The sequence below is a fragment of the Streptomyces sp. NPDC053079 genome (genome assembly GCF_044546695.1).
Lineage (GTDB): Bacteria > Actinomycetota > Actinomycetes > Streptomycetales > Streptomycetaceae > Streptomyces.
In genome coordinates this window covers 661,906-688,249 of sequence record NZ_JBITZJ010000005.1, presented here as the reverse complement: position 1 = coordinate 688,249, position 26,344 = coordinate 661,906, and the positions used below count along the sequence as shown (strand labels likewise).

Below are 26,344 nucleotides of genomic sequence, written 5' to 3'. Positions count from 1 at the left end.
GGGCCTTCGCTGTGGATCAAGGGTTACGGCCCCGGCTTCCTCAAGGTCATCGAACGGCCATCCGGCGCTCACGGCAGCTGAATGTGATGTGCGGGGCTCCTTCCGCACCAGCCCGTACCGGGCTCACCCCCACCAAGGGAGACACAGTGCCGTTCACGAAGAACGCCGGTTCCGCCCGCCTGCTCGCAGCCGCCACCACGGCCGCTGCCGCCGCCGCGGCCCTCGTCGTGGCCGTACCGCAGTCGGCCGTGGCCACCCCCACCGACGCGACACCGCAGCTGAAGGTGCTCAGCTACAACGCGTTCCTCATGAGCACCAACCTCTACCCGAACTGGGGCCAGGAGCACCGGGCCAAGGAGATAGCGGCCGCTGGCTTCTTCCAGGGCAACGACGTGGTGGTCCTCCAGGAGGCGTTCGACAACGCGACCTCGGACGCGCTCAAGTCCGCCGCCGCCGACCGGTACCCGTACCAGACGCCGGTCGTCGGGCGGGGCAAGGACGGCTGGGACGCCACCGGCGGGGCCTACTCCACCAGCACGCCGGAGGACGGCGGTGTGACGGTCCTCAGCAAGTGGCCGGTCGTGCGCAAGGAACAGGTGATCTTCAACGACGCGTGCGGCGCCGACTGGTGGTCCAACAAGGGCTTCGCCTACGTCGTGCTGAACGTGGGCGGCGCCAAGGTGCACGTCGTGGGGACGCACCTGCAGTCGACGGACAGCGGCTGCAAGGCGGGCGAGGCCGCCGCGGACCGCTCCCGGCAGCTGCGGCAGATCGACGCGTTCCTCGACGCCAGGAACATCCCGGCGGACGAGCAGGTCATGATCGCCGGTGATCTGAACGTGGACTCCCGCAGCGCCGAGTACCGGTCCATGCTCGCCGACGGCGACCTCGCCCCGGCGGACGCCCGCACCGGGCACCCGTACTCCTTCGACACCAAGGAGAACTCGATCGCGGCCTACCGCTACCCCGGCGACGCCCGTGAGGACCTCGACTACGTCCTCCACCGCAACGGCCACGCCCGGCCCGCGGGCTGGCGGAACACCGTGATCGCGGAGCGGTCCGCGCCGTGGAAGGTCTCCAGCCGGGGCAAGGAGTACACCTACACCAACCTCTCCGACCACTACCCGGTGATCGCCGGGGCGAGCTGATCTTTCGGTCAAAGATCCGTATTTACTGCTCGGAGGGTCTGCTGCGGCGGCGCCGGCCATGCTTCAATAGGGGGCATGGCCAGCTACCAGAACACCGCGACGGGTCGCAACGACCTCGAGCCCTTCTGGCCTTCCCGCCAGCACCACGACTTCGACCGAGTGTGTTGTCGCGCGTCCTTCGCGCAGGCCCTCCCCCTCCGCTGACACCCACGTCGAAGTCAGCCGCCGGCACCGGTTCCGGCAAAGCGGCCCGCGCCTGCACGTCCTCTCGACGTACCGCGCGAAAGAGCTGAGCTCCATGTCGAACCTCCGCACTCTGCCCTCGTCGTCCGCCGCCGGCCTCGCCGCACCCGCGGGTCATATCGTCCACCGGCACCGCTTGCGAGCCGTGGCGCCCGACGAGGTGCCCCCGGTCGCCGATCTGCTGCACCCCGGCGCGACCTGGATGCCCGCCCCGCAGCACACGCTGCCCACCCTGCCCGGCCAGCCCCCGATGATCGGCTACCTGGTCCTCGTACCGGCCGAGCGGCAGCCCTCGCCCGACGCCGGTCCCGCCGCCACCGAGGGCGACGCCCTGGTGCGCATCGACCCCGAGCAGCGGACAGCGCGCGTCGCGGGCCGGCAGCTGGACCTGACCTACCTCGAGTTCGAGCTGCTGGCCCACTTCGTCGCCCACCCGAACCGGGTGCACACCCGCGATCAGCTGGTGACGACCGTGTGGGGCTACGGACACGTCGGCGACGGACGCACCGTCGACGTCCATGTCGCCCGGCTGCGCCGCAAGATGGGTGCCGAGTACCGCTCGTCGATCGTCACCGTCCGCCGGGTCGGCTATAAGTACGCTCCCCCGGCCGGTCTGTGAAACGCCCTGGTCAGAGGGTGGTGCTAGGTACACCACGACCCTCTGGCCAGGCCCCGTGACCGATTTTGATCAATCCCGCAGACTGGTGCGGGGACCGCGCCCGTGGCCCCGCTGAAACAACACGACGCGGGAGAGGCCTGATGAAGATCCGCGATGCCCTGCTGGCCGGTGCGAGAGGGCTGTGGCTCACGCTCTACGGCCTGGTGCTGTCGGTCCTGCTCTTCACCCTCAGCGTGGTGTCGATCGTCTGCATCACGCTGGGCATAGGCCTGTTCACCACCCCCGTCGTCCTGGGCGCCGTGCGGGCCTACGCCAACCAGCACCGCGGCCTGGCCCACGAGTGGTCCGGGGTGCGCATCCCCGCGCCGTACCGCCCGCTGCCCGCCCCGCGCGCCGGCGTCGTCGGCCAGGTGGAGCGGTGCGTCGCCCTCCTCAAGGACAAGGCGACCTGGCGCGATCTGCAGTGGCTGCTCGTGAACATGACCGCGGGCACGGTCCTCGCCCTGCTGCCCGCCTGTCTGCTCCTGTACGTGATCTGGGGGCCGGTGGTGGCGCTCGGCGTCTGGAAGCCGATCGTCCGGGCCGGGGGCACGATGTGGTTCGCGTTCGTCCCCGTCTCCGACCAGTTCACCGCCAACCTCGCGGCCGTCACCGGCATCGGGTTCGGCGTACTCGGCCTGCTGGTGAACCGAATGCTCCTGCGGGGGTACTTCCTGCTCGCCAAGCCGCTGCTGCAGCCCACCCGGGAGCGCGAACTGGCCCTGCGCGTCGACCGCCTCACCGAGACCCGCCACGAGGCCGTGGACAGCTCGGCCGCCGAACTGCGCCGCATCGAGCGGGACCTGCACGACGGGGCACAGGCCCGGCTGGTGGCCATGGGCATGAGCCTGGGCACCATCGAGGCGCTGATCGAGAAGGACCCCGCCCAGGCCAAGAAGCTGCTGGCCGCGGCCCGGGCCGACTCCGCCGAGGCCCTCACCGAGCTCCGCGACCTCGTGCGCGGCATCCATCCGCCGGTGCTGGCCGAGCGGGGGCTCGGCGACGCCGTGCGCGCCCTCGCGCTGCGGATGCCGCTGGCCGTCGAGGCGGACGTCGAGCTGGCGGGCCGGGCCGCCGAACCGGTCGAGTCCGCGGCGTACTTCGCCATCAGCGAGGTCCTCACGAACGCGGCCAAGCACTCCGGCGCCGGGCGGGTCTGGCTGGACGTCCGCCACGCGCAGGGCGCGCTCCGGGTGTCCGTCACGGACAACGGCCGCGGCGGCGCCGATCCGGCCGCCGGTACGGGGCTGCTCGGGGTGGAGCGGCGGCTGGCGCCCTTCGACGGCGTCCTGGCCGTCAGCAGCCCGGCCGGCGGCCCGACCATGGTCACCATGGAGATCCCCTGCGCGCTCACCCCGTGAGGCGGGCCGCGGCGGGGCGGGTGAGAGGCTAGGGCCATGACCGACACCTCCGAGCTCGTCACGCTCCTCGGCCTGCAACCCCACGTCGAGGGCGGCTGGTTCCGCGAGACCTGGCAGACGTCCGGCACCGCCGTGCCCGAGGGGTACGGCGGCCCGCGCGCGTACGCGACCGGCATCTACTTCCTGCTGCACCCCGGCGAGGTCTCCCGCTGGCACCGGGTCCGCTCGGACGAGGTGTGGCTGTTCCACCGCGGCGGCCCGCTGCGGATGCGGCTGGGCGGCAGCGGGGCGGCCCCCGACGAGGCGGGCGCCGAGGAGGCCGTCCTGGGCCCGGGCGTCGAGCACGGGCAGCGGCCCCAGCTGCTGGTCCCCGGCGGGGTCTGGCAGTGCGCCGAACCGGCCGGCGACGAGCCGACGCTGGTGACGTGCGTGGTCGCCCCGGGCTTCGCCTACGAGGACTTCACGCTGGCGGAGGACCCGTGCGCGTAGTCCTCGCCGAAGACCTGTTCCTGCTGCGCGACGGGCTGGTCCGGCTGCTGGAGGCGTACGACTTCGAGATCGCGGCGGCGGTCGAGAGCGGGCCGGAGCTCAGCCGGGCGCTCGCCGAACTGCGGCCCGACGTGGCGGTGGTGGACGTGCGTCTGCCGCCGTCCTTCACCGACGAGGGCCTGCAGTGCGCGCTGGCCGCCCGCCGGGCCACCCCGGGCCTGCCGGTGCTGGTGCTCTCGCAGCACGTGGAGCAGCTGTACGCACGGGAGTTGCTCGCGGACGGCAGCGGCGGCATCGGCTATCTGCTCAAGGACCGGGTCTTCGACGCCGACCAGTTCGTCGACGCCGTGCGCAGGGTCGCGGCGGGCGGCACGGCGATGGACCCGCAGGTCATCTCGCAGCTGCTGAGCAGGCGTTCGCAGGACAGGCCGATGGCCAGGCTGACGCCGCGCGAGCTGGAGGTGATGGAGCTCATGGCGCAGGGCCGTTCCAACGCGGCGATCGCGGCCCAACTGACCGTCACCGAGCGGGCGGTGGCCAAGCACACCTCCAACATCTTCGGCAAGCTCGCCCTCCCGCCGTCCGAGGACGACAACCGGCGGGTCCTGGCCGTGCTGGCCTACCTGGACCGGGGAGAGGGTGGCGCCCGATGACTTCCGTAGTTGACCGTCTGCCCCGGCTCGCCCCCGTCTACGTCGGGGGCGTGCAGCTCGGCGCGTACGCCGCGCAGCGCATCCTTGCGCCGGCGGTGCGCGAGCGCCTGCTGCGCCACTGCTCCACCAATGTCGACAACCTGCGGGCGGGCCGCTGGTCCACCCTCGCCAGCAGCGCGCTGGTGGTCGAGGCGCCGTTGGAGCTGCCGTACGCGCTGCTGCTCCTGGCGGTGCTGGGCTATACGGAGTACGCGTACGGGGCGTGGTGGGCGGCGGGCGCGTTCGCGTACGGGCACGTGGGCGCGTCGCTCCTGGTGTACGGGGGCCTGCGCGCCCTGCGCACGGGCGCGCGCACGCGCTCGGCGATCGACGTGGGCGCCAGCTACGGCTTCAACGCGATAGCGGGCGCGCTCGCCGGGGCACTGCCCCGCGGGCGCGTGCGGACCGGTGTCCACGCCGTGCTGCTGGCCCTCGCCGTCCGTCCCTACGTGCGCGAACGCGGTCGTGCGGGCTTCACGGACACCGGGCATCTGGTCGCGCTGGTGCTGGGCATGGGGCTGGGGCCGGTCCTGGCCAAGGGGCGGCGTCGCGGACTGGGCCACCGTTCTTCACAATAAAAGAGCAGGAAATGCGCTAAACAGAACAGGCACCTAGGAGACCGGCCCATGCCGCAGCAGTTCGATGCCTCGACGATCACCAATTTCCGCGACCTCGGCGGCATCGGGCTCGTCGGCAACTCCGCCGTCCGCCCCGGCCTGCTGCTGCGCTCGGGCCAGCTGGACCGGCTGGATCCGCAGGCCGACCCCTCGGTCGCCGCCCTCGGCATCCATACGGTCGTCGACCTGCGCACGGCGCACGAGCGCCGCGAGCGCCCCGACCGCCTGCCCGACGGCGCCCGGCTGATCGTCGCGGACGTCATGGCCGGCATGATCTCCGAGCGCGGCGACTCCCCGGAGGAGGAGGCCCCGGCCCGGCTGGAGACGATCCTGGGCAATCCGGCCGCCGCCGAGGAGCACCTGGGCGGCGGCAAGGCGGAGAAGCTGATGTGCGACACCTACCGGTCGTTCGTCATCTCCGAGGCCGCCTGCCGGGCCTACCGCCTGCTGCTGACCACCCTCGCCGAGCCGGACTGCGGGCCGCTGCTCTTCCACTGCACGGCCGGCAAGGACCGCACGGGCTGGGCGGCCACCGTGATCCTGATGCTGCTCGGCGCGGACGAGGAGGCCGTCGAGCGCGAGTACCTGGCGGTCCTCCCGGCCGTCCGCGCGGCCTTCGCCCCGATGACCGACCGCTTCACGGCCATCGGCGGCGACCCGGAGATCGCCGGGGCCATCCTGGGCGTGCGCCCCGCCTACCTCGCGGCGGCGCTGGAGGAGATGCGCCGGGTGTACGGCGACGTCGGGGCGTACGTGCGCGACGGGCTCGGCATCCCCGACGAGGCCGTCGACCGCATCCGCGCCCGCTGCGTCGCCTAGCCCGCGGGGGCCGCCGACGGCGGGCCCCGGCCGCGCCCCCACACGGGTGAAGTGACCATCACATCTTTCACTCGTTCTACGGACGTGGAGCAGCAAGCTACGGCCCCCCGGCCCTTCGCCCCGGCCCCCGTCGACATCGAGCAGGCCGAGGCCGCGCTCATCGAGCACTACCCGCGCCTGGTCCGGCTCGGTTACCTGGTGCTGCCGCCGTCGCTGGGCCGCAACCGCCGCGTGCTGACCGCGCACGCCCTCGTCCAGCGCGCGCTGCCGCGCAACCGGTCCGGCGCCGGGCCGGCCGTGCCCTCGCCCCGCGGGGCGGGGGGCTGCCCGGACGACCCGGGGTACGCCTACGTACGGCAGCGGGTGCTGCAGGCCGCGCTGCGTGCGGGCCGGCCGCGCGGGCGGTGGCAGCCGCCCCGCCCGGGCCGGTTCCCGCCGCTGCTGCCGCAGGTGTGGGGGCTGCGCCTGTTCCCGCGCTCGGGCGGCGCCGACGAGCTCGCCCTCGACCAGGCCCTCGCCGCGCTCTCCGGCCCCGGCCGGGCCGCGTACGTGCTGCGCGAGCTGGAGCTGTCCACCGACCACGACGTACGGCGGCTGCTGTCCGCCGCCGGGGCCGAGGACCCGGACGCGGCGCTGGCCGAGGCGGACCGGGTGCACGTCCCGGCCGGCAGCAGGGACGTCCCGCTGCTGGAGTCGGTGGAGTTCGACCCCTGCTCGCTGCAGGCCAGGCCCACCGATCTGATGCGGCGCCGCCAGCACACCCGCGCCGCCCTCGCGGCGGCCGCCGCGGCCGTCGTCTGCGGGACGCTCCTGGGGCTGCCGGGCGACGGCTGGGGCCCCGACGGCGCGGCCGCCCCGCCCTACGCGCGCAACGCCTCGGCCCAACAGGCCCTGGATCCCGCCCGGCTGACGGTGGCCGCCGACACGGCCTGGAAGCGCGCCGACCGCCCGGGCTTCGCCGCCTGGCCCGCGCGCGGCAACCGCACCGGCGACCGCGAGCTGCTGCGCCGGGCGCTGGCCGTCTGGGCGCGCCCGGGGCCCGCGGTGCAGGTCACGGCGACGCCCGGCACCGCCGCCGGGCCGGCGGCCGGTCCCCCTCAGCTGCTGTACGCGGGCAAGGTCGACTCCGCGGTGGTGGTGCTGCTCCACGACGGCCTGCGCGTGGTGCGCTACGCCGAGGCCAGGAGCGGCGATTCCCGCTCCGCCGCGCTGGACTTCGCGCGGGCGGACGCGGCGGACCTGGGCACCGCGGCGGCCCTGGTCGTCAGCCGGACCGACGGCAACGTCCGGTATCTGACGGCCCCCTGGGTGGGCGGCGCCGCCGTGCGCGATCTGCTGCGCCCCACCGCCGAGCCCCGGCCGCTGCGCCGCGATGCCGACGGCCTGACCGACTCCGTACCGGGCCCGGCCGCCACCCGGGACTGCCAGGGCTGGACCGCGCTGCAGTTCGGCGACCACCTGGTCACCGACCTCGGCGAGCTGCTCCCGGCCCGGCTGACCGCCGGTGCCCCCGCCGCCCCGCACGACGTGAGCACCGGCAAGGAGCGCGCCGCCTGGGCGCACACCGCCTGCCACCTCGCCTCCGTCCGCGGTCAGGGCGTGCGGTCGGTGAACTCCTGGCAGTTCGCCACGCAGACCCTGCCGGGGTCCGCCGGGAGCGCGGAGTGGTTCTGCACCCGCGCGGAGACCTGGCGGGGCGCGGGCAGCCGGGTGCTGGCCCAGTTCCAGGCCCCCGGCACCCGGGAGGGCGCGCCGGGCGCGGTCGTCGCCCGTGCCGAGGACTCCCCCGCCTGCGGGGCCCGCGAGCCGCACGTCCTGGCGGGGGCCCTGTGGAAGTCGGCCAAGGGCAACTGGTACGCCCTCGCGGCGGGCGGCGGCGACGTCACCTCCATCGCCGCGAGCGGCGGGGTGAGCGGCAGCGCGCCCGGCCCGCTCCTGGCCGTCCCCGCGAAACAGGGCGCCCAGGCCACCCTGACCGCCCGGCTCGCCGACGGCACGAGGATCACTCCCCTGCGTTGACTCACCGTCAGCTGTGCCGGAACACCGCGACCGTGCGGCCCGGCACGGTGAAGGTGCCCGTGGCCGCCGCGTACGAGGCGGTCTTCGCGACGGCGTCCGAGCCGCCCGCCTGGAGCGGGTGCAGGGCGTAGCCGGTGCCGGCCAGCGCGGCGATCGTCTGGCTCTGCGGCTGCGGGGCGGCGTTGAGGACGACGACGAGGTCGTCCAGGCGCATGGTGATGACGCCGGGGGTCTCGTCCTTGCCGGAGAGCGGGAACGACAGGGACCGCTGGACGGCCTCGGCGGTCGGGCGGCTGAACGCCTTCTCCATCGTGCGGATGCGCAGCAGGTCCCGGTAGGCGGCCGAGGCCGAGGTGATCGCGGAGCAGCCGGGGCGCAGGGCCGGGTCGGCCAGCAGGGGGCGGGCGTACGGCCACTTGGCGGCGTTGTCGGCGGCCGGGGGCAGGCCGCGGCCGAAGCCGTTGCCGTCGGCGCAGTCCCAGTGGACGGCGTTGAACCAGTCGCCGCTGTCGTAGGAGTTGCGGTCGAGGGACTTCGAGCGCAGCAGGTCCGTACCGGCCTGGGAGAGGGCCGGGCCCTGGGAGAGGGCGGCGGCGGCCATGGCGACGACCTGGGCGCGGGCCCGGTCGGAGGCGGGGGTCGAGCGCGGGAGCTTGTAGGCCAGGGCGTCGTAGAGGGCTTCGTTGTCGTGGGCGTCGGCGTAGGACAGGGCGTCGCCGGGGGCGGCGGCGTAGCCGGCGGGCGAGCCGTTGTAGTCGACGTCGGCGCCGCGGACCTCGCGGCCGGTGGAGTCGGTGAAGCGGTAGTCGGCGAGGTTGCCGGTCAGGCCGACCTTGATGAGGTCCTGGGCGTGTAGGAGGCGGGCCCGCTGCTGATCGGGAGTGCCGTTGCCCGGTGCGGCGTTGGGGGCGGTGAACAGGCCCGAGGCGAAGCCCTGGACGCGGGGGTCGTCGTCGAAGGGGCCGCCGCCGCGGATCGCGTCGCGGGAGCGGTCGGAGAAGGTGGCGATGCCGGTGCCGGCCATGTTCTTCTGCGTGGCCTGGACGAAGCGGGCGTCGTTGGCGACCTCGCCGAAGTTCCAGCCCTCGCCGTAGAGGACGACGGCCTTGCCGTCGACGCCGTCCTTGGCGGGGGTGAGGGCGTCCAGGGCCTTGCGCACGGCGAGGATGTTGGCCTTGGGGTGGTGGCCCATGAGGTCGAAGCGGAAGCCGTCGATCTTGTACTGCCTGGCCCAGGTGACGACGGAGTCGACGACGAGCTTGCCCATCATGGCGTGCTCGGGGGCGGTGTTCGCGCAGCAGGTGGAGGTGGCGACGGAGCCGTCGTCGAGGAGGCGGTGGTAGTAGCCGGGCACGATGCGGTCGAGGACGGACTTCCCGTCCTGGCCGGAGGCGGCGGTGTGGTTGTAGACGACGTCCATGACGGTCCGCAGCCCGGCGTCGCCCAGGCCCTGCACCATCCGCCGGAACTCCAGGGTCCGGCGCGGGCCGTCGGGGTCGGAGGCGTACGAGCCCTCGGGGACGGTGTAGTGCAGCGGGTCGTAGCCCCAGTTGTAGGCGTCGCGGGCGGCGGTCTTCGCGATGCAGGCCTGCTGCTGGTCGGAGTCGGCGGGCAGCGCGGCCAGGTCGCAGGGCGGGGTGGCCTGGTCGGCGCGCCGCTCGGGGGCGGTGGCGAAGTCGAAGACGGGCAGGAGGTGGACGTAGGAGGTGCCGGCGTCGGCGAGCTCCTTCAGGTGCCGCATGCCGGCGGAGCCGCGGTCGGTGAAGGCGGGGTAGCCGCCGGTGCCGGAGAAGTCGCGGACGTGCAGTTCCTGGATCTGCGCGTCCCGGAAGGGCACGGCCTTGGGCTTGCGCAGCCGCTGCCAGCCGGCGGGCGCGAGGGCGGGGTCGGCGAGGTCGGTGACCAGGCTGTGGGTGGAGTCGGCGGTCAGGGCGGTGGAGTACGGGTCGGTGACGCGGTTGGTGACGACCTTCCCGGCGGCCGGGGCGTGGACGGTGACGGCGTAGCGGTAGGGCTTGCCGGCCCAGTCGCGGCTGCCGGTCGCGCTCCAGACGCCGCTGGCGTCGTCGCGGCGCATGGGGACGGTGCGGCCGTCGAGTTCCAGGGCGACGCGCTGGGCGGTGGGCGCCCACACGGAGAGGGTGGGGCGGCCGGCGCGGAACGCCGGGCCGAGGGTGGCCTTGGTGGCGGCGGTGGCGTAGAGGTCGTCGAGGACGCCGGGGATCTGGACGCCGGTGGTGACGGTGCCGGTCTGCGCCAGGACTCTGCCTCTGAGTGCGGTGCGCGCCTCCGTTGCGCGGGCGTCGACGCGGAAGGCGTCGTGGGTCGCGGCCAGGCGGGGGTACTTCGCCAGGCCTCCTGGCGAGGCGGTGAGGTCGAAGGTTCCGCCTTCGTGGACGAGGCGGTGGGGTTGGGTGGGGTCGCCGAGGTTTTTGGGCCAGGCGATGGTGTGTCGGTCCAGCCATTGGACTTTGGCGTCGCTTTGGGGGGTGGGGGCCGGCTCGGCACTGGCGGTGCCTGTTGTGGGCGCTGCCAGTGCTATCACTGCCGCGAGGGCGGCGAGTCGTCTCACGGAACGGTGCTCCTTTGGCTGGGGTCAGGACATGGAGGTGCCCCGGTCCCGCCCTTTCACCGTTTCCCGGGGCTCCGCCCCGGACCCCGGTCCTCAATCGCCGGACGGGCTTGATTGCTGCCCGGACGGGCTGAATTTCAGCCCGTCCGGCGTTTGAGGACAAGAAACGGTGAAGGGGCGGGTCAGGGGAAGATCAACCGCACGTGCGCGCGCCCACATGCAGCGCCAAGGCCGTGTTCGGCGCCACCGTCGCCGTGAAGCGGCCGTCCGCGTCGACCGGCACGCGGCGTCCGCTCTGGACGTCGCAGTAGTCGCCCGCCGGCAACGACGTCTGGAAGGTGCGGCTGATCGCGAACGTCTCGTGGTTGAGGGCCGTATATCCCTTGTCCCCCCGCCCGAAGGCGATCGCCTGGTAGCCGTTGTCCCACCAGTCCGTCACCGCCGTGCCCCGCACGGCATTGCGGAAGGCCACCATGCCCCGGATCTCCGGCCACTTGTGCTGGCACTTCCAGCCGTCCTGCCAGCACGCCCCCACCGCGCCGTCCCGCGGCGGACCCGCGTCGCGGTCGGTGAACTCGTAGCCGGAGTGGACGTCGGGCGAGCCGTAGGGCCAGGCCAGCATGAAGACGTTGGCGAGGGTGTAGGCGGCGCCGTCCTTGTAGCTGAGGGTATCGCCGCCGCGTTCGGTGTCGTGGTTGTCGACGAAGACGGACGCCTGGGAGGAGGGCAGGTAGCCCCAGCCCTCGCCGTAGTTCCTCAGGTAGGCCAGGCGCTCGCCGAGGAACACCCGGCGCAGGTCGCGTGCGTAGCGGAACTCCTGGACGTCGCCGTTGCGCAGGTACTCCTGCGGCTGGACGGCCTCGCCCGCGCCGAAGATGGTCTCCTGCTTCCAGTAGACGTCCGGCTTGCTCAGCTTGGCCTTGACGGCGGCGAGGTCCTCGGTCGGGATGTGCTTGGCGGCGTCGACGCGGAAGCCGTCGACGCCCAGGGACAGGAGGTCGTCGAGGTAGCGGGCGAGGGCGGTGCGGACGCGGTCGCTGCCGGTGTCGAGGTCGGCGAGCCGGACGAGTTCGCAGTTCTGGACGTCGTTGCGGCTGGTGTAGTCGGCGATGGGGGTGCGGCAGCCGTGGAAGTCGCCGTCCTTGTAGAGCCCGGGGTAGTCGTACTTCGTATACGACGTCCCGCCCGTGCCGGTGCCCGGGGCGGCCGCCATGTGGTTGACGACGGCGTCGACGACGACCTTGACGCCGGCGCCGTGGCAGGCGGCCACCATGCCGGCGAAGGCCGCGCGGTCGCCGAGCCGGCCGGCGATGCGGTAGCCGACGGGCTGGTACGAGGTCCACCACTGCGGTCCCCGGATGTGTTCCTGGGGCGGGGAGACCTGGACGTAGCCGTAGCCGGCGGGGCCGAGGGTGTCCTTGCACTCGCGGGCGACCGAGGAGTAGTTCCACTCGAAAAGCACTGCTGTGACGTCTTTGTCGCCCGGCGCGCTCGCCCGCGCCTCGGGCGTGGCGACGGTCGCGGCGGCCACGAGGGCGAGCGCGGCGGCCAGGGTTCTCCGGGCGGTTCGGGGCATGGCGGTGGGGGCCATGGATCCTCCTGGGGTGGGGGAAGGATGCGATGCAGCCGTGAGCGGCAACGCGCCGCGCCCGTAAGGCCCCTGAGGCATGGAAGCTTCTTGCTGCAAGCTTGCCCGTACGGCAGCAAGCGCTTGCCGGTCGTGACCGTACGAGCCTCTCGTGCACCGGTCAACCCTTTGGACACGGTCCGGTTACAACCGGGAAATCTGGCGATTGCCTTCTTGCAAGGTCTTTCGCAAGAGATTTCAGCCTGTTAGCTTCCTCCTCAGCTCGGGCCGCCCTGCCCCCTCCAGGCGGCCTTCTGAAAGAGGAGTCCATATGCGAAGAGGCATATCGGTCGCCGCCGTCGTCGGCGTGCTGGCCCTGACCGCGACCGCGTGCGGCGGTGGCGGCGACAGTGGGAGCGACGGCTCCAAGGCGGCGGCGGACCCGGGCAGTGTGAGCGGGACCGTCACCTGGTGGGACACCTCGGACGCCACCAACGAGGCGCCCGCGTTCAAGAAGCTGGTCGCCGCCTTCGAGGCGAAGTACCCGAAGATCAAGGTCGAGTACGTCAACGTGCCGTTCGACCAGGCGCAGCAGAAGTTCAAGACCGCCGCCTCCACCGGCAAGGGCGCACCCGACGTGCTGCGCTCGGACGTGGGCTGGACTCCCGGCTTCGCTCAGCTGGGCTACCTCAAGGACCTCACCGGCACCCCGGCACTCGACAAGTCGGAGGACTTCCTCGAGGGCCCGCTGAAGAACGCGGCGTACCAGGGCAAGACGTACGGCGTTCCGCAGGTCACCGACACCCTCGGGCTCCTCTACAACAAGGAGCTCCTCCAGAAGGCCGGCGTCGACAAGCCGCCGGCCAGCTGGAAGGAGGTCAAGGAGGCCGCCGAGAAGATCAAGGACAAGACGGGCGCCGCCGGCATCGGGCTCAGCCCGGACAGCTACTACTCGCTGCCCTTCCTCTACGGCGAGAACAGCGACATGGTCGACGCCGGCAAGAAGAAGATCACGATCTCCAACGCCGCGTCCCGCAAGGGCATCGAGACCGCCGTCGACCTGGTCAAGTCGGGTGCCGCGCCCAAGCCGGCAGGCACGGACGGGTACAACGCCCTCAAGACCGACTTCAAGAACGGCAAGCTCGCCATGATGATCGACGGTCCCTGGGCGACCAAGGAGATCTTCGGCGGCGACGCCTACAAGTCCCGTGACAACCTGGGCATCGCGCCCGTCCCGGCCGGCTCCACCGGCACCGCCGGCGCCCCGGTCGGCGGCCACAACCTGGTGGTCTACGCGGGTTCGAAGAACTTCGACGCCTCGTACCTGTTCACGAAGTTCATGACCGAGGCCGCGCAGCAGGAGAGCGTCTCGACCGCCATCGGCGTGCTGCCGACCCGCAAGTCGGCCTACACCAAGGACGTGCTGGCCGACCCGGTGCGCAGCGCCTTCCACAGCGCGCTGGACAAGGCCCACCCGCGGCCCCCGATCCCGCAGGGCGGCGACCTGTTCACCGACTGGCTGCAGCACTACACCAAGATCCTCACGCTGAAGGAGGACCCGAAGGAGGGTCTGGACGCCACGGCCAAGGCCTGGCAGTCCGCGCTCCTCAAGGACTACGGCATCGAGGAGTAGGACCTCATGTCCACAGTCGTTTCCCGGGTCAGGCGGTCGTTCGACACCCACTGGTATGCGTGGGCGATGGTGCTGCCGGTGGTCGTGGTGCTGGCGGTGCTCGTCGGCTATCCGCTGGGCAGGGGCATCTACCTGTCCTTCACCGATGCCAACGAGGCGAACGTCGGCCGCACCATCGGCGTCAACCACATCGAGGCCACATATCAGTTCGTCGGACTCGACAATTACTGGAAGGTGCTCTCCGGCCAGGAGGGCCACTTCTACTCCCGGCTGACCTGGACCGTCCTGTGGACCGCGTCCTGCGTCGTCCTGCACTACGCCATCGGCCTGGGCCTGGCGCTGCTGCTCAACCGCCAGGTGCGGTTCCGGGCGCTGTACCGGGTCCTGCTGATCCTGCCGTGGGCGGTGCCGGCGTTCGTCGCCACGTTCTCCTGGCGGCTGATGTTCAACGAGAAGTACGGCGTCCTCAACGCCTTCCTGACCGGTCTGGGGCTCGACCCCGTGGACTGGCTGGGCGACGCCACCCTGCAGAAGGTGTCGGCGGTCGCGGTCAACGTGTGGCTGGGTGTGCCGTTCATGATGGTGGCCATCCTCGGCGGCCTGCAGGCCATTCCGAGCGAGCTGCACGAGGCGGCCGAGATGGACGGGGCCTCCCCCTGGCAGCGGTTCCGGCACGTGACGCTGCCGGGGCTGCGGCCGGTGAGCGGGACGGTGATCCTGCTGGGCGTCATCTGGACGTTCAACATGTTCCAGGTCATCTACCTGCTCATCGGGCAGGGGGCCAGTTCGGAGAGCGAGATCCTGGTGACGTACTCCTACCGGCTCGCCTTCCAGGGCGTGCGCGACTACGCGGGCTCGGCGACCTACGGCATCCTCATCCTCTCCCTGCTGCTGGTCTTCGCCGTCTTCTACCGCCGGATGCTCGCCCGACAGGAGGCCACGTCGCGATGAGTTCCACCACGCCCAAGCCGCGCGAGCGCGGACAGCGCTCGCGCGGGGCCTCCATCGCCCTGCACACGGCGCTGATCTGCGCCTCGGCGATCGCGCTGTTCCCCGTCCTGTTCATCGTCTTCGTCTCGCTGCGCGGGCGGGACGGCTGGCAGGAGCCCACCCGCTTCGTCGGCTTCGACGTCTCCAACTACACCCACATCCTGGGCGAGACCAAGTTCCTGACCTGGTTCGCCAACTCGCTGATCGTGGCGCTGGGCGCGACCGTGCTGGGCGTGCTCATCGCGGCGACCGCCGGCTACGCCGTCTCGCGCATGCGCTTCCCCGGGCACCGGCCGCTGATGTGGACGTTCCTGGTGGTGCAGATGTTCCCGATGGCGGTGCTGATCGTGCCGCTCTACAACATCCTCGGCCAGCTGGAACTGCTGGACTCCTACGCGGGCCTGATCATCACCTACTGCTCGGTGTCCGTGCCGTTCTGCGCGTGGATGCTCAAGGGGTACTTCGACTCGATCCCCGCCGAGATCGACGAGGCGGGCCGGGTGGACGGGCTGACCCCCTTCGGCACCTTCTGGCGGCTGATCGTGCCGCTGGCCCGGCCGGGGCTGGCCGTCACCGGCTTCTACTCCTTCATCACGGCCTGGGGCGAGGTGGCCTTCGCCAGCCAGTTCATGAGCAGCGAGGACCACTACACGCTGGCCGTGGGCCTGCAGACCTTCGTGGGCCAGCAGAAGGCCGAGTGGGGGCTGATGACGGCGGCGGCCGTGCTCATCACGATCCCGGCCGGTCTGGTGTTCTTCATCGCCCAGCGGCACCTGGTCGCCGGGCTCACCGCGGGCGGCACCAAGGGCTGACCTCGAGCCGCCGGCGTCGTTGAGCCCATCGCACGCAACGCCCCCACTACGACACTACGAGCCGATAGGAAGTACATGACCCAGGATCTCGCGCCCTCCGTCCGCCCGGCCGCCGACGCATCCGCCGCGCGCGCCGACGGCTGGTGGCGCAGCGCCGTCATCTACCAGGTGTACGTGCGCTCGTTCGCCGACAGCGACGGCGACGGCATCGGCGACCTGCGCGGGATCCGCGAGCGGCTGCCCTACCTTGCGGACCTGGGCGTCGACGCGGTCTGGCTGACGCCGTTCTACGCCTCGCCGCAGGCGGACGGCGGCTACGACGTGGCGGACTACCGGGCCGTGGACCCGCTGTTCGGTCAGCTGTCGGACGCCGACGACCTGGTGCGGGAGGCCCACCGGCTGGGGCTGCGGGTGATCGTGGACATCGTCCCCAACCACACGTCCGAGCAGCACGCGTGGTTCAAGGCCGCGCTCGCGGACCGTTCTGGGGGGACGGCCCGCGAGCGCTACCACTTCCGTCCCGGCAAGGGCGAGCAGGGCGAACTGCCGCCGAACGACTGGGAGTCCATCTTCGGCGGCCCGGCCTGGACCCGTACGACCGGCCCGGACGGCACCCCGGGCGAGTGGTACCTGCATCTGTTCGCCCCGGAGCAGCCCGACCTCAACTGGGACAACCCCGAGGTGCGGGCCGAGTTCGACTCCGTGCTGCGGTTCTGGCTGGACCTGGGCGTGGACGGGTTCCGCATCGACGTGGCGCACGGCATGGTCAAGGCCGCGGGGCTGCCGGACATCGGCCTGAGCGAGCAGGCCAAGCTGATCGGCGCGCAGGTGCTGCCGTTCTTCGACCAGGACGGGGTGCACGAGATCCACCGCTCCTGGCGGCGGCTGCTGGACTCCTACGAGGGGCAGCGGATCGGGGTGGCGGAGGCGTGGGCGCCCACGTCCGAGCGGCTCGCGCTGTACGTGCGCCCGGACGAGCTGCACCAGGCGTTCAACTTCCAGTTCCTGACCTGCGACTGGGAGGCCGCCGCGATGCGGGAGGTCATCGACGGGTCGCTGGCGGCGACGCTGTCGGTGGGGGCGCCCACGACGTGGGTGCTCTCCAACCACGACGTGGTGCGGCACACCACCCGCTACGGCGGCGGCGACAGCGGGCTCGGCCTGCGCCGGGCCCGGGCCGCGGCGCTGCTGATGCTGGCGCTGCCCGGCTCGGCCTACGTCTACCAGGGCGAGGAGCTGGGGCTGCCGGAGGTGGTGGACCTGCCCGACGAGGTGCGCCAGGACCCGGCGTTCTTCCGGGGCGACGGCCAGGACGGCACCCGCGACGGCTGCCGGGTGCCGCTGCCGTGGTCGGGCGAGACGGCCCCGTACGGCTTCGGGCCGGGCGGCAGCTGGCTGCCGCAGCCCGAGGCGTGGCGGGAGCTGTCGGTGGAGGCGCAGTCCGGGGACCCGCGTTCGACGCTGGAGCTCTACCGCTCGGCGCTGGCGCTGCGCGAGGAGCTGCCGGGGCTGGGCGACGGGGAGATGACGTGGCTGGACGCGCCCGCGGGCGTACTGGCGTTCTCCCGGCCGGGCTTCGTGTGCACGCTGAACACGCTCGGCGACGAGGTGGCGCTGCCGGTGCCGGGCCGCCCGGTGCTGGGGAGCGTTGGGGTAGCAGACTTGGAATTCTCCGGTGGAACGGTCCGGATTCCTTCGGATACGTGCGTGTGGTGGGCAGTCTGAGATGCGACCGGTACAGTCACCTCCTGTGACCGCCCGGCTTGCCGATATCGCAGCTCAGGCGGGTGTCAGCGAAGCAACCGTCAGCCGCGTCCTCAACGGAAAGCCGGGGGTCGCCGCCTCCACCCGCCAGTCCGTGCTGGCCGCGCTCGACGTCCTCGGCTACGAACGACCGGTCCGGCTGCGGCAGCGCAGCGCGGGCCTGGTCGGGTTGATCACCCCCGAGCTGGACAACCCCATATTTCCCGCCTTCGCCCAGGTGATCGGGCAGGCGCTCACGCGCCAGGGCTACACGCCCGTCCTGGCCACGCAGACGCCGGGCGGCTCCACCGAGGACGAGCTGACGGAGATGCTCGTCGACCGCGGCGTCGCCGGCATCCTCTACGTCTCCGGGCTGCACGCCGACACCTCGGCGGACATGCAGCGCTACGAGCGGCTGCGTGCCCAGGGCGTGCCGTTCGTGCTGATCAACGGCTTCTCGCCGGAGGTGCGGGCGCCCTTCGTCTCGCCCGACGACCGGGCCGCGATGGGGCTGGCCGTCACCCATTTGGCCGCACTGGGCCACCGGCGCATCGGCCTGGCCCTGGGGCCCAAGCGGTACGTTCCGGTGCAGCGGAAGATCGAGGGCTTCCTGCTCGCCATGAAGGAGCGGCTCGGGGTGGAGGCCCCGGAGGCCGAGGCACTGATACAGCACTCGCTGTTCACCCTTGAGGGTGGTCAGGCGGCGGCCGGCGCCCTCATCGAACGGGGGTGCACGGCGGTGGTGTGCGCGAGCGACATGATGGCGCTCGGGGTGATCCGGGCGGCGCGTCAGAACGGCCTCGAAGTGCCCCGCGACATCTCGGTGGTGGGCTTCGACGACTCGCCGCTCATCGCCTTCACCGATCCGCCGCTGACGACGATCCGGCAGCCCGTGCAGTCGATGGGGCAGGCCGCGGTGGGCGCGCTGCTGGAGGAGATCGGCGGCACTCCGGCGCCGCACAGCGAGTTCGTCTTCCTGCCCGAACTCGTCGTCCGCGGCTCGACGGCGTCCGCTCCCGCGGAGCGTACGCGGGCTCGTACGGGTGCTCCCCAGGGTGGAGGGGAAGACGGCCGAAAGCGGTGAGGACCAGACCTTGGGATGATCTGCCGTCGGGCGCTTTCTGGCAGACTCTTTCCCTATGGGTGAAGCGACAGTAAGGACCCTGGAAGGCCGTTCGGCCGCTCCGCCACCCACCGAGGAGCGTGCGGCAGCGCCGTCGGCGGACCGTCGTTCCGCGCGCAGTCCGCGCCGCGTCCCACGGCGTCCTCGCCTGTGGTTCGAGGTGCTGCTGATCGCGATCAGTTACTGGACGTATTCGCTCGTCCGTAACGCCGTGCCCGAGCAGAGAGCGGCCGCGCTGCGCAACGCCGACTGGATCTGGCAGGCCGAGCGCACCTTGCACATCGCCGTCGAGCACACCGTCAACCAAGCCGTCAATTCGGTGACGTGGCTGGTCGTGGGCATGAACTACTACTACGCCACGCTGCATTTCGTGTTGACGATCGGTGTGCTCGTCTGGCTCTACCGCTGGCATCCGGGCCGCTACGCGGCGGCCCGGCTGGCGCTGTTCGCCACTACCGCCGTGGCGTTGCTCGGCTACTACCTGTATCCACTGGCCCCACCACGGCTGATGGAGGACCTCGGCTTCGTCGACACCGTCGTGGTGCACCACACCTGGGGCTCGATGGCCTCGGGCAATCTGGCCAATGTCTCGAACCAGTACGCGGCGATGCCGTCGATGCACATCGGCTGGTCGACGTGGTGCGGTCTGACGATCGCCATGCTGGCGCGGCCGGTGTGGGCGAAGGTGCTGGGGGCGCTGTACCCGGTGGTGACGCTGGTCGTGATCGTGTCGACCGCCAACCACTTCTGGCTGGACGCGGTGGGCGGCGTGCTCTGCCTGGGCTTCGGCTTCGTCCTGTCCTTCCTGTGGTTCGGGGCGTTCCCGTACCGGCTGGCCCGCCATGTGGCGGTCCGGGACGTCCGGCGGGATGCTGGAGACGGCTCCCGTCGCCCGGGAGCCGTGGACAGCGGTCAGGCGCCGTAGAACAGCTCCTCGACCACGGCCCGGGCCCGCCGCGTGGTGCGGCGGTAGTCGTCCAGCATGTCCCCGACGTGGCCCGGTTCGTAGCCGAGGTAGCGGCCGACGGCGGCCAGCTCGCGGGCGTCGCCCGGGAAGGTGTCCCCGGCGCGGCCGCGGACCAGCATCACGGCGTTGCGCACGCTGGTCGCCAGGACCCACGCCTCGTCCAGGATGCGGGCGTCCTCGGTGGAAATCAGCTCCGCGGCGCAGGCCGCGGCGAGCGCGTCGCGGGTGCGGGTGGTGCGCAGCCCCGGTTCGACCCAGCCGTGGCGCATCTGCAGCAGCTGGACGGTCCACTCCACGTCCGACAGGCCGCCGCGGCCCAGCTTGGTGTGGGTGGTGGGGTCCGCGCCGCGCGGCAGCCGCTCGGACTCCATGCGGGCCTTGAGGCGGCGGATCTCGCGCACCGCGTCTTCGCCCAGGCCCTCGGCGGGGTAGCGCAGCGGGTCGACCAGGTCGATGAACCGCCGTCCCAGGTCGGGGTCGCCCGCGACGGGCTCGGCGCGCAGCAGGGCCTGGCTCTCCCACACCAGGGACCAGCGCCGGTAGTAGGCGGCGTAGGAGGCGAGGCTGCGCACGATGGGCCCGGACTTGCCCTCGGGGCGCAGGTCGGCGTCGACGAGCAGCGGCGGGTCGGTGGTGGGCAGCTGCAGCAGCCGGCGCATCTCGCCGGCGACGGCGAACGCGGCCTTGGCGGCGTCCTCGTCGGAGACGCCCTCGCGCGGTTCGTGGACGAACAGGACGTCCGCGTCGGAGCCGTAGCCCTGTTCGTGGCCGCCGAAGCGGCCCATGCCGATGACCGCGAAGCGGGTGGGCAGGGTGTCGCCCCACTCGGCGCGCACGGCCGCGCGCAGGGCGCCGGCGAGGGCGGCGGCGTTGAGGTCGGAGACGGCGTCGCCGACGGTGCGGGTGCGCTCGCCCGGGTCGCTGCCGGCGGTCTCGGCGTGGCCGCGGGAGCCGGTGCCGTGCTCGCCGTTGGCGTGGGCGCCGTCGCGGGCGTGTCCGTAGGCGCCGATGATGTCGGCGGCGGCCGTGCGGAACAGCTCGCGGCGGCGCACGCCGCGCACGGCGACGATGGCGGCCTCGGCGTCCTCGGCGCGGTTCACCGCGGCCAGGACCTCCTGTTCGAGGGCTTCGCGGCCGCGGGGGCGCAGGCCGCCGGGGTCGCCGAGGAGGGCGACGGCCTCGGGGGCGCGCAGCAGCAGGTCGGGGGCCAGGCGGCCGGCGGACAGCACCCGGGCGAGGTTCTCGGCGGCGGCGCCCTCGTCGCGCAGCAGCCGTAGGTACCAGGGAGTTCTGCCGAGGGCGTCGGAGACCTTGTGGAAGTTGAGCAGGCCGGCGTCGGGGTCGGCGGAGTCGGCGAACCAGCCGAGCAGGACGGGCAGCAGGGTGCGCTGGATGGCGGCCTTGCGGGTGACTCCGGAGGCGAGGGCCTCCAGGTGGCGCAGGGCGGCGGCGGGGTCGGCGTAGCCGAGGGCCTTCAGGCGCTGGCCGGCGGCCTTGGGGCTGAGCCGGATCTCGCCGGGCTCCAGCTGGGCGACGGCGTCCAGCAGGGGGCGGTAGAAGAGCTTCTCGTGCAGCCTTCGCACCTCGCGGGCGTGCAGCTTCCACTGCCGGCCGAGCTCGGCGACGGGCTCCTTGCCGCCGGGCCACTGGTAGGTGCGGGCCAGCGAGCGGCCCAGGCGGCGCAGGTCGGCCTCGTTGTCGGGCACGAGGTGGGTGCGGCGCAGCCGGTGCAGCTGGATGTGGTGCTCCATGGCGCGCAGGAAGCGGTAGGAGGCGTCCAGGGCCTTGGCGTCCGCGCGGCCGACGTAGCCGCCCGCGGCGAGGGCGGCCAGCGCGTCGAGGGTGCCGCCGACGCGCAGGGTGGCGTCGCTGCGTCCGTGCACCAACTGCAGGAGCTGCACGGCGAACTCGACGTCGCGCAGGCCGCCGGGGCCGAGCTTGAGCTCGCGGTCGACCTGGGTGGCGGGGATGGAGGCGATGACGCGGCGGCGCATCTGCTGGACGTCGGCGACGAAGTTCTCGCGCTCGGCCGCCTGCCAGACCAGCGGGGAGAGGGCCTCCACATAGCTCTGCCCGAGGGCGAGGTCGCCGGCGACGGGCCGGGCCTTGAGGAGGGCCTGGAACTCCCAGGTCTTGGCCCAGCGCTGGTAGTAGGCCAGGTGGCTGGTCAGGGTGCGCACCAGGGGGCCGTTGCGGCCCTCGGGGCGGAGGTTGGCGTCGACGGGCCAGATGGTGCCCTCGGGGGTGACGTCGGAGCAGACGCGCATCATCCGGGACGCGAGCCGGGTGGCGGCCTGCAGGGCGGAGCCCTCGGGGGTGCCGTCCCGGGCCTCGCCCACGAAGATCACGTCTACGTCGGAGACGTAATTGAGCTCCTGGCCGCCGCACTTGCCCATGCCGATGACGGCGAGGCGGCAGGCGGCGGCGTCGGCCGGCCGCTCCTGGGCGGCGATCTCCAGTGCGGCCCGGAGCGTGGCGGTGGCCAGGTCCGCGAGCTCGGCGGCGGTCTGGGCGACGTCGATGGTGCCGCTGATGTCACGGGCCGCTATGGCCAGCAGGCAGCGGCGGTAGGCGGCGCGCAGCGCGTCGGGGGGCGTGAGCCCGGCGTCGCGCCCGGCCCGGGAGCCCTCGGCGAGGGCGCGTTCGAACTCCGGGGTCGTGGGGTGGAGGTCGACGGAGTCGAAGCTGTCCAGGGCGTGCCAGTCGGCGGGGTGGCGGGCGAGGTGGTCGCCGAGCGCCTCGGAGGCGCCGAGCACGCCCAGCAGCCGGTCGCGCAGCGGCTTGGCGGTGATCAGGGTGTCGAGCAGCGCCCGGCGCTCCCCGTCGCCGCCCGCGCCCTGCGCCTCCACCAGCCGTACGAGCCCGCGCAGCGCGAGGTCGGGGTCGGCGGTGGCGCCGAGCGCGTCGAGGAGCACCGGGTCGGACCGGACGGCCGCCAGCACCGGGTCGTCCAGGTGCCGTTCGGCGGCGGCCGGGTCGGTGAAGCCGTACCGCAGCAGGCGCGTGTACGTACTGCTGCGGCGCCCCTCGGGCACGGTCATCGGGCTCTCCTCGGGGCGGGGCCGGACCACTGGTCGGATACGGGTCAGAGCACCGGCAGCATCTTGCGCAGTTCGAACGCGGTGACCTCCGAGCGGTACTCCTCCCATTCCTGCTTCTTGTTGCGCAGGAAGAAGTCGAAGACGTGCTCGCCGAGGGTCTCGGCGACGAGCTCGCTGCGCTCCATCAGCTCGATGGCCTCGCCGAGGTTCTGCGGCAGCGGCTCGATGCCCATGGCGCGGCGCTCGGCGTCGGAGAGCGCCCAGACGTCGTCGTCGGCGCCGGCGGGGAGTTCGTAGCCCTCCTCGATGCCCTTCAGGCCCGCGGCGAGCAGCACCGCGTAGGTGAGGTAGGGGTTGGCGCCGGAGTCGATGGAGCGGACCTCGACGCGGGTGGAGCCGGTCTTGCCGGGCTTGTACATGGGCACGCGGATCAGCGCGGAGCGGTTGTTGTGGCCCCAGCAGATGTAGGAGGGGGCCTCGCCGCCGGCGCCGGCGGTGCGCTGGGAGCCGCCCCAGATGCGCTTGTAGGAGTTGACCCACTGGTTGGTGACGGCGGAGATCTCGCCCGCGTGCCTGAGCAGGCCGGCGATGAAGGACTTGCCGACCTTGGAGAGCTGGTACTCGGCGCCCGACTCGTGGAAGGCGTTGCGGTCGCCCTCGAAGAGGGAGAGGTGGGTGTGCATGCCGGAGCCGGGGTACTCGGAGAACGGCTTGGGCATGAACGTGGCCTGGACGCCCTGCTCGAGGGCGACCTGCTTCATCACGAGGCGGAAGGTCATGATGTTGTCGGCGGTGGAGAGCGCGTCGGCGTAGCGCAGGTCGATCTCCTGCTGGCCGGGGGCGCCCTCGTGGTGGCTGAACTCGACCGAGATGCCCATGGATTCGAGCATGGTGATGGCCTGGCGGCGGAAGTCCATGCCCACGTTCTGCGGGGTGTGGTCGAAGTAGCCGGAGGAGTCGGCGGGCACCGGGCGGGTGCCGTCGACGGGCTTGTCCTTGAGGAGGAAGAACTCGATCTCGGGGTGGGTGTAGAAGGTGAAGCCGAGGTCGGAGGTCTTGGCCAGGATGCGCTTGAGGACGTAGCGCGGGTCGGCGTAGGAGGGCGAGCCGTCGGGCATGAGGATGTCGCAGAACATCCGGGCGGTGCCGGGGGCCTCCGCGCGCCAGGGCAGGATCTGGAAGGTGCCCGGGTCGGGCTTGGCGATCATGTCGGATTCGTAGACCCGCGCGAAGCCCTCGATCGCCGAGCCGTCGAAGCCGATGCCCTCGTCGAAGGCCTGCTCGAGCTCGGCGGGCGCGACGGCCACCGACTTCAGGTAGCCGAGCACGTCGGTGAACCACAGCCGCACGAAACGGATGTCGCGCTCTTCGAGGGTACGGAGCACGAATTCCTGCTGCTTATCCATAACTGTCATCCTCGCTGGTCAGGCCGTCCGCTCCCAAGCAGCGGGCCACATCGGGGGCACATGAGCATCCCACCACACGATTTCGGCGGCGTTGCCTACGCGCGTCCGAACGTCTCGCGACGTGCGGGTGTCGCTCCACTGCCCATACTGCCTGCCGGGCCCGTGACCCGTGTACCCCATTGTGGGGCACCGCCCCGATCTTGGTCGACCTCGCCCTGCCCCGGGGCCCGGGGCAGGGCGGCGGCGCGCGCCCCCGGCGGTCAGCGGGCGCCGGGCGCGGGGCGTGCGGTGAGCTCCAGCAGGAGCCTCCTGGGGTGCAGGACGGTGGACAGCCGGGCGGGGCGGGCGTCGCAGCCGGGGGCGGGCCGCAGCCGCCATCGGGAGACGACGGTGGCCAGGGCGAGGGTGGCCTCGGCCATGGCGAAGTGGTCGCCGATGCACTTGCGCGGGCCCCCGCCCCAGGACAGGAAGGCCCCGCGGGGCAGCGCGGCGGCGCGCTCGGGCAGCCACCGGTCGGGGTCGAAGGCCGCGGGCCTTTCGTACAGGCCCGGGTCCCGGTGCAGGCCGGCGGGGGTGATGACCACGGTGGTACCGGGGGCGAGGCGGCGTCCGGCCAGCTCCACCTCCTTGCGGGTGATCCGGGTGAAGAGCCAGCCGGGCGGGTGCAGCCGCATCGCCTCGGTCAGTACGCGGCCGGTGAAGGGCAGCGCGGGCAGGTCGTCCCAGCGGGCGGGGCGGCCGCCGAGGACGGCGTCCACCTCGTCGTGGAGCCGCCGCTCCTCCCCCGGGTTCCGGGTCAGCTGGTGCAGGGCCCAGGACAGCGTGGCGCCGATGGACTCGGACCCGGCCATCATCATGGAGATGACCTGGTCGCGGATCTCCAGGTCGTCCGGGGCCGGCCCGCCGTCGGCGGCGCCGTCCCGGCCGCCGGCCAGGAGCACCGACAGCAGGTCGCCGGAGTCCTGGCGGCCGAGCCGTTCCTCGGCCCGGTAGTCGCCGATGATGCGGTCCACGCTGGCGAAGAGGTGCCGTCGGCAGCGCTCGTAGCGGCGGTTGCCGAGCGTGGGCAGGCGCAGCAGCGGCTCGGGGACGAACACCCGCTGCATCACCCCGCCGAGGACGGTCTCGAAGGACCGCTGTATGCCGTCGGCCGTGCGGCTGTCGATGTGCGCGGAGAACAGGGCGCGCAGCACCGAGCGCAGGGCGAACCGGTACATCAGGGGGAAGGTGTCGAGCACCTGCCCTTCCCGCCAGCTCCCGAGGAGCGTGGCGAGTTCCCCCTCCATGGCCTCGCCGTAGCCCTCCAGCCGGGTGCGGTGGAAGGCGGGCTGGATGAGCCGGCGCTGGCGGCGGTGGTCCTGGTGCGGGCAGGTGGCCACGCCGTTGCCCAGGATGTCCCGCAGGCGGTCGAAGAGCGGGCCGCCCTTGTCGAAGGTGCGGTCGTCGCGCAGCACCTGCCAGGCGAGCTCGGGGTGGCAGACGACGTAGGCGGGCTGGTGCCCGAGCTTGATCTGCACCAGGTCGCCGTGGCGGCGCAGGGACTCCAGGAACCCCAGCGGCTGTCGTAGCAGCTGCCAGCCGTGGCCGAGTACGGGAAGTGGTGACGGCGCCGCTCCTGCGGTGAACGCGGACGCGGACAGAACTACGTACGACATGCCCCCTCCAAGCGGTTGGTCGGCTAAGACCCATGTGGACCGATTTCCAACAAGACCCGCATCGACCCTTCGTAGGCAATCCCCACCGCGGGGCGCACGGAATCGGCGCGACGCATCGAATCCGCCCTGCACACGACAACGCTTGAGGAGTGCACGCGAGCGCCCCCGGATTTCCCGCGCGGCAGGTTTGGGGGGTAAGTGAGGGAGACAGGGACAAAGGGAACGGAGGGGCTGCTACGCGGGGGCCTTGAGCAGCTGCCACTCGTGGTCGGGGGCGCCGCCCTTGGGCAGCACCATCGCCAGGCCGTAGCTGCCATCGCCGGACCTGCGGCCCACGTGCACGGCGAGCTTGTCGGCGGTGGAGTGACGGTGGCTCATCAGGGCGCGGCCGGTCCAGTTCCAGCACTGGGCACGCTCGACGGGGGTGGCGAGGCGCCGCAGGACGGGACTGTGGCCGGCGGGGCCGAGCAGCAGGGTGAGCACGCGCGGCACGCACTCCTCGGCGTCGGCGGCGAGGGTGACGACGCCGGTCGTGGTGTCGATGTGCCATGCGTAGTGGTGCTCGGAGACCGTGTCGCGGTCCCGGACGTCGACGAAGCCCTCGGTGGCGTGGCCGCACAGGACGTAACGGGGGTCGGTCCGCCACTGGATGGCGTACTTCGCGCCCTGCTCGATCTCGCCGCCGAACGGGGTGTACTCGTGCTGCGTGCTCACCTGGGTGCTCCTCGCCTGCGAAACGACCCTCCCCTTTTCCGCTGCTCCCACCCTGGCGCACCCGCACGCCGGGCA

The 26,344-nt window shown here is 72.4% G+C and carries 19 protein-coding genes and 1 pseudogene; 14 read left to right on the top strand and 6 right to left on the bottom strand.

Annotated features, from left to right (window positions below; genetic code table 11):
• The first annotated feature begins 86 nt into the window (after positions 1 to 86).
• The 8 genes from sph to ACIGXW_RS22125 all read left to right on the top strand — a co-directional run bounded on the left by sph (position 87) and on the right by ACIGXW_RS22125 (position 8,046).
• A complete protein-coding gene (sph, locus tag ACIGXW_RS22160; protein ID WP_399574620.1) occupies positions 87 to 1,148 on the top strand; it encodes a sphingomyelin phosphodiesterase in 1,062 nt (353 codons plus the stop codon).
• A gap of 298 nt (positions 1,149 to 1,446) precedes the next feature.
• The gene (locus tag ACIGXW_RS22155) at positions 1,447 to 2,010 is read left to right on the top strand and encodes a winged helix-turn-helix domain-containing protein (RefSeq protein ID WP_399574619.1); all 564 of its coding nucleotides are present in this window, start codon (positions 1,447 to 1,449) and stop codon (positions 2,008 to 2,010) included.
• A gap of 140 nt (positions 2,011 to 2,150) precedes the next feature.
• Positions 2,151 to 3,410: a sensor histidine kinase gene (locus ACIGXW_RS22150; RefSeq protein WP_399574618.1), complete on the top strand. Its 1,260-nt coding sequence runs from the start codon at positions 2,151 to 2,153 to the stop codon at positions 3,408 to 3,410.
• A 36-nt stretch (positions 3,411 to 3,446) separates the two neighbouring features.
• Entirely contained in the window at positions 3,447 to 3,899 is a 453-nt protein-coding gene (locus ACIGXW_RS22145; RefSeq protein ID WP_399574617.1) for a cupin domain-containing protein, read from the top strand.
• A complete protein-coding gene (locus ACIGXW_RS22140; protein ID WP_399574616.1) occupies positions 3,890 to 4,552 on the top strand; it encodes a LuxR C-terminal-related transcriptional regulator in 663 nt (220 codons plus the stop codon). The genes ACIGXW_RS22145 and ACIGXW_RS22140 overlap by 10 nt, the downstream gene beginning before the upstream one ends.
• A complete protein-coding gene (locus tag ACIGXW_RS22135; RefSeq protein WP_399574615.1) occupies positions 4,549 to 5,169 on the top strand; it encodes a rhomboid-like protein in 621 nt (206 codons plus the stop codon). Before ACIGXW_RS22140 ends, ACIGXW_RS22135 begins: the two co-directional genes overlap by 4 nt.
• 48 nt (positions 5,170 to 5,217) lie before the next feature.
• Positions 5,218 to 6,027, top strand: coding sequence for a tyrosine-protein phosphatase (locus ACIGXW_RS22130; protein WP_399574614.1), 810 nt, complete (start codon positions 5,218 to 5,220; stop codon positions 6,025 to 6,027).
• Between the two features lie 84 nt (positions 6,028 to 6,111).
• Positions 6,112 to 8,046 (top strand): hypothetical protein, encoded by a 1,935-nt coding sequence (locus ACIGXW_RS22125; protein ID WP_399574613.1) that lies wholly within the window; start codon positions 6,112 to 6,114, stop codon positions 8,044 to 8,046.
• A 7-nt stretch (positions 8,047 to 8,053) separates the two neighbouring features.
• Here the strand turns inward: ACIGXW_RS22125 and pulA are convergent.
• Positions 8,054 to 10,618 (bottom strand): annotated as a pseudogene (pulA, locus tag ACIGXW_RS22120) (pullulanase-type alpha-1,6-glucosidase); the annotation flags it as partial.
• A 193-nt stretch (positions 10,619 to 10,811) separates the two neighbouring features.
• Positions 10,812 to 12,209 (bottom strand): alpha-amylase family protein, encoded by a 1,398-nt coding sequence (locus ACIGXW_RS22115; RefSeq protein WP_399574612.1) that lies wholly within the window; start codon positions 12,207 to 12,209, stop codon positions 10,812 to 10,814.
• Positions 12,210 to 12,516: 307 nt separating this feature from the next.
• Here ACIGXW_RS22115 and ACIGXW_RS22110 point away from each other — a divergent pair, with 307 nt between their 5' ends.
• From ACIGXW_RS22110 to ACIGXW_RS22085, 6 genes are all read left to right on the top strand, one after another.
• Positions 12,517 to 13,818: an extracellular solute-binding protein gene (locus ACIGXW_RS22110; RefSeq protein ID WP_399574611.1), complete on the top strand. Its 1,302-nt coding sequence runs from the start codon at positions 12,517 to 12,519 to the stop codon at positions 13,816 to 13,818.
• 6 nt (positions 13,819 to 13,824) lie between these two features.
• Entirely contained in the window at positions 13,825 to 14,769 is a 945-nt protein-coding gene (locus ACIGXW_RS22105; RefSeq protein WP_071962741.1) for a carbohydrate ABC transporter permease, read from the top strand.
• Positions 14,766 to 15,620, top strand: a complete 855-nt coding sequence (locus ACIGXW_RS22100) for a sugar ABC transporter permease (RefSeq protein ID WP_399574610.1) — start codon at positions 14,766 to 14,768, stop codon at positions 15,618 to 15,620. The genes ACIGXW_RS22105 and ACIGXW_RS22100 overlap by 4 nt, the downstream gene beginning before the upstream one ends.
• A 75-nt stretch (positions 15,621 to 15,695) precedes the next feature.
• Positions 15,696 to 17,345: a glycoside hydrolase family 13 protein gene (locus tag ACIGXW_RS22095; protein ID WP_399574609.1), complete on the top strand. Its 1,650-nt coding sequence runs from the start codon at positions 15,696 to 15,698 to the stop codon at positions 17,343 to 17,345.
• A 25-nt stretch (positions 17,346 to 17,370) separates the two neighbouring features.
• Positions 17,371 to 18,447, top strand: a complete 1,077-nt coding sequence (locus ACIGXW_RS22090) for a LacI family DNA-binding transcriptional regulator (protein WP_399574608.1) — start codon at positions 17,371 to 17,373, stop codon at positions 18,445 to 18,447.
• A gap of 55 nt (positions 18,448 to 18,502) precedes the next feature.
• A complete protein-coding gene (locus ACIGXW_RS22085) occupies positions 18,503 to 19,411 on the top strand; it encodes a phosphatase PAP2 family protein (protein ID WP_071962740.1) in 909 nt (302 codons plus the stop codon).
• On the opposite strand, the gene ACIGXW_RS22080 is transcribed toward ACIGXW_RS22085, so the two are convergent.
• The 4 genes from ACIGXW_RS22080 to ACIGXW_RS22065 form a co-directional block, all read right to left on the bottom strand.
• Complete coding sequence (locus ACIGXW_RS22080; protein ID WP_399574607.1) at positions 19,399 to 22,494, bottom strand: bifunctional [glutamine synthetase] adenylyltransferase/[glutamine synthetase]-adenylyl-L-tyrosine phosphorylase; 3,096 nt, start codon at positions 22,492 to 22,494, stop codon at positions 19,399 to 19,401. The genes ACIGXW_RS22085 and ACIGXW_RS22080 overlap by 13 nt on opposite strands.
• Positions 22,495 to 22,538: 44 nt before the next feature.
• The gene (glnA, locus tag ACIGXW_RS22075) at positions 22,539 to 23,900 is read right to left on the bottom strand and encodes a type I glutamate--ammonia ligase (RefSeq protein ID WP_071962738.1); all 1,362 of its coding nucleotides are present in this window, start codon (positions 23,898 to 23,900) and stop codon (positions 22,539 to 22,541) included.
• Positions 23,901 to 24,160: 260 nt separating this feature from the next.
• Positions 24,161 to 25,555 carry a cytochrome P450 gene (locus ACIGXW_RS22070; protein WP_071962737.1) on the bottom strand — a complete coding sequence of 465 codons (1,395 nt, stop codon included), beginning with the start codon at positions 25,553 to 25,555 and terminating at the stop codon, positions 24,161 to 24,163.
• A 234-nt stretch (positions 25,556 to 25,789) separates the two neighbouring features.
• On the bottom strand, positions 25,790 to 26,269 hold the full coding sequence (locus ACIGXW_RS22065) for a hypothetical protein (protein WP_071962735.1): 480 nt from the start codon (positions 26,267 to 26,269) through the stop codon (positions 25,790 to 25,792).
• Positions 26,270 to 26,344: the final 75 nt, after the last annotated feature.

Excerpts from the sequence above, each read along its gene's own strand:
- sph (WP_399574620.1), top strand. The coding sequence starts at position 87 with ATGTGCGGGGCTCCTTCCGCACCAGCCCGTACCGGGCTCACCCCCACC.
- ACIGXW_RS22155 (WP_399574619.1), top strand. The coding sequence starts at position 1,447 with ATGTCGAACCTCCGCACTCTGCCCTCGTCGTCCGCCGCCGGCCTCGCC.
- ACIGXW_RS22150 (WP_399574618.1), top strand. The coding sequence starts at position 2,151 with ATGAAGATCCGCGATGCCCTGCTGGCCGGTGCGAGAGGGCTGTGGCTC.
- ACIGXW_RS22145 (WP_399574617.1), top strand. The coding sequence starts at position 3,447 with ATGACCGACACCTCCGAGCTCGTCACGCTCCTCGGCCTGCAACCCCAC.
- ACIGXW_RS22135 (WP_399574615.1), top strand. The coding sequence starts at position 4,549 with ATGACTTCCGTAGTTGACCGTCTGCCCCGGCTCGCCCCCGTCTACGTC.
- ACIGXW_RS22130 (WP_399574614.1), top strand. The coding sequence starts at position 5,218 with ATGCCGCAGCAGTTCGATGCCTCGACGATCACCAATTTCCGCGACCTC.
- ACIGXW_RS22115 (WP_399574612.1), bottom strand. The coding sequence starts at position 12,209 with ATGGCCCCCACCGCCATGCCCCGAACCGCCCGGAGAACCCTGGCCGCC.
- ACIGXW_RS22110 (WP_399574611.1), top strand. The coding sequence starts at position 12,517 with ATGCGAAGAGGCATATCGGTCGCCGCCGTCGTCGGCGTGCTGGCCCTG.
- ACIGXW_RS22105 (WP_071962741.1), top strand. The coding sequence starts at position 13,825 with ATGTCCACAGTCGTTTCCCGGGTCAGGCGGTCGTTCGACACCCACTGG.
- ACIGXW_RS22100 (WP_399574610.1), top strand. The coding sequence starts at position 14,766 with ATGAGTTCCACCACGCCCAAGCCGCGCGAGCGCGGACAGCGCTCGCGC.
- ACIGXW_RS22095 (WP_399574609.1), top strand. The coding sequence starts at position 15,696 with ATGACCCAGGATCTCGCGCCCTCCGTCCGCCCGGCCGCCGACGCATCC.
- ACIGXW_RS22085 (WP_071962740.1), top strand. The coding sequence starts at position 18,503 with ATGGGTGAAGCGACAGTAAGGACCCTGGAAGGCCGTTCGGCCGCTCCG.
- ACIGXW_RS22080 (WP_399574607.1), bottom strand. The coding sequence starts at position 22,494 with ATGACCGTGCCCGAGGGGCGCCGCAGCAGTACGTACACGCGCCTGCTG.
- glnA (WP_071962738.1), bottom strand. The coding sequence starts at position 23,900 with ATGGATAAGCAGCAGGAATTCGTGCTCCGTACCCTCGAAGAGCGCGAC.
- ACIGXW_RS22070 (WP_071962737.1), bottom strand. The coding sequence starts at position 25,555 with ATGTCGTACGTAGTTCTGTCCGCGTCCGCGTTCACCGCAGGAGCGGCG.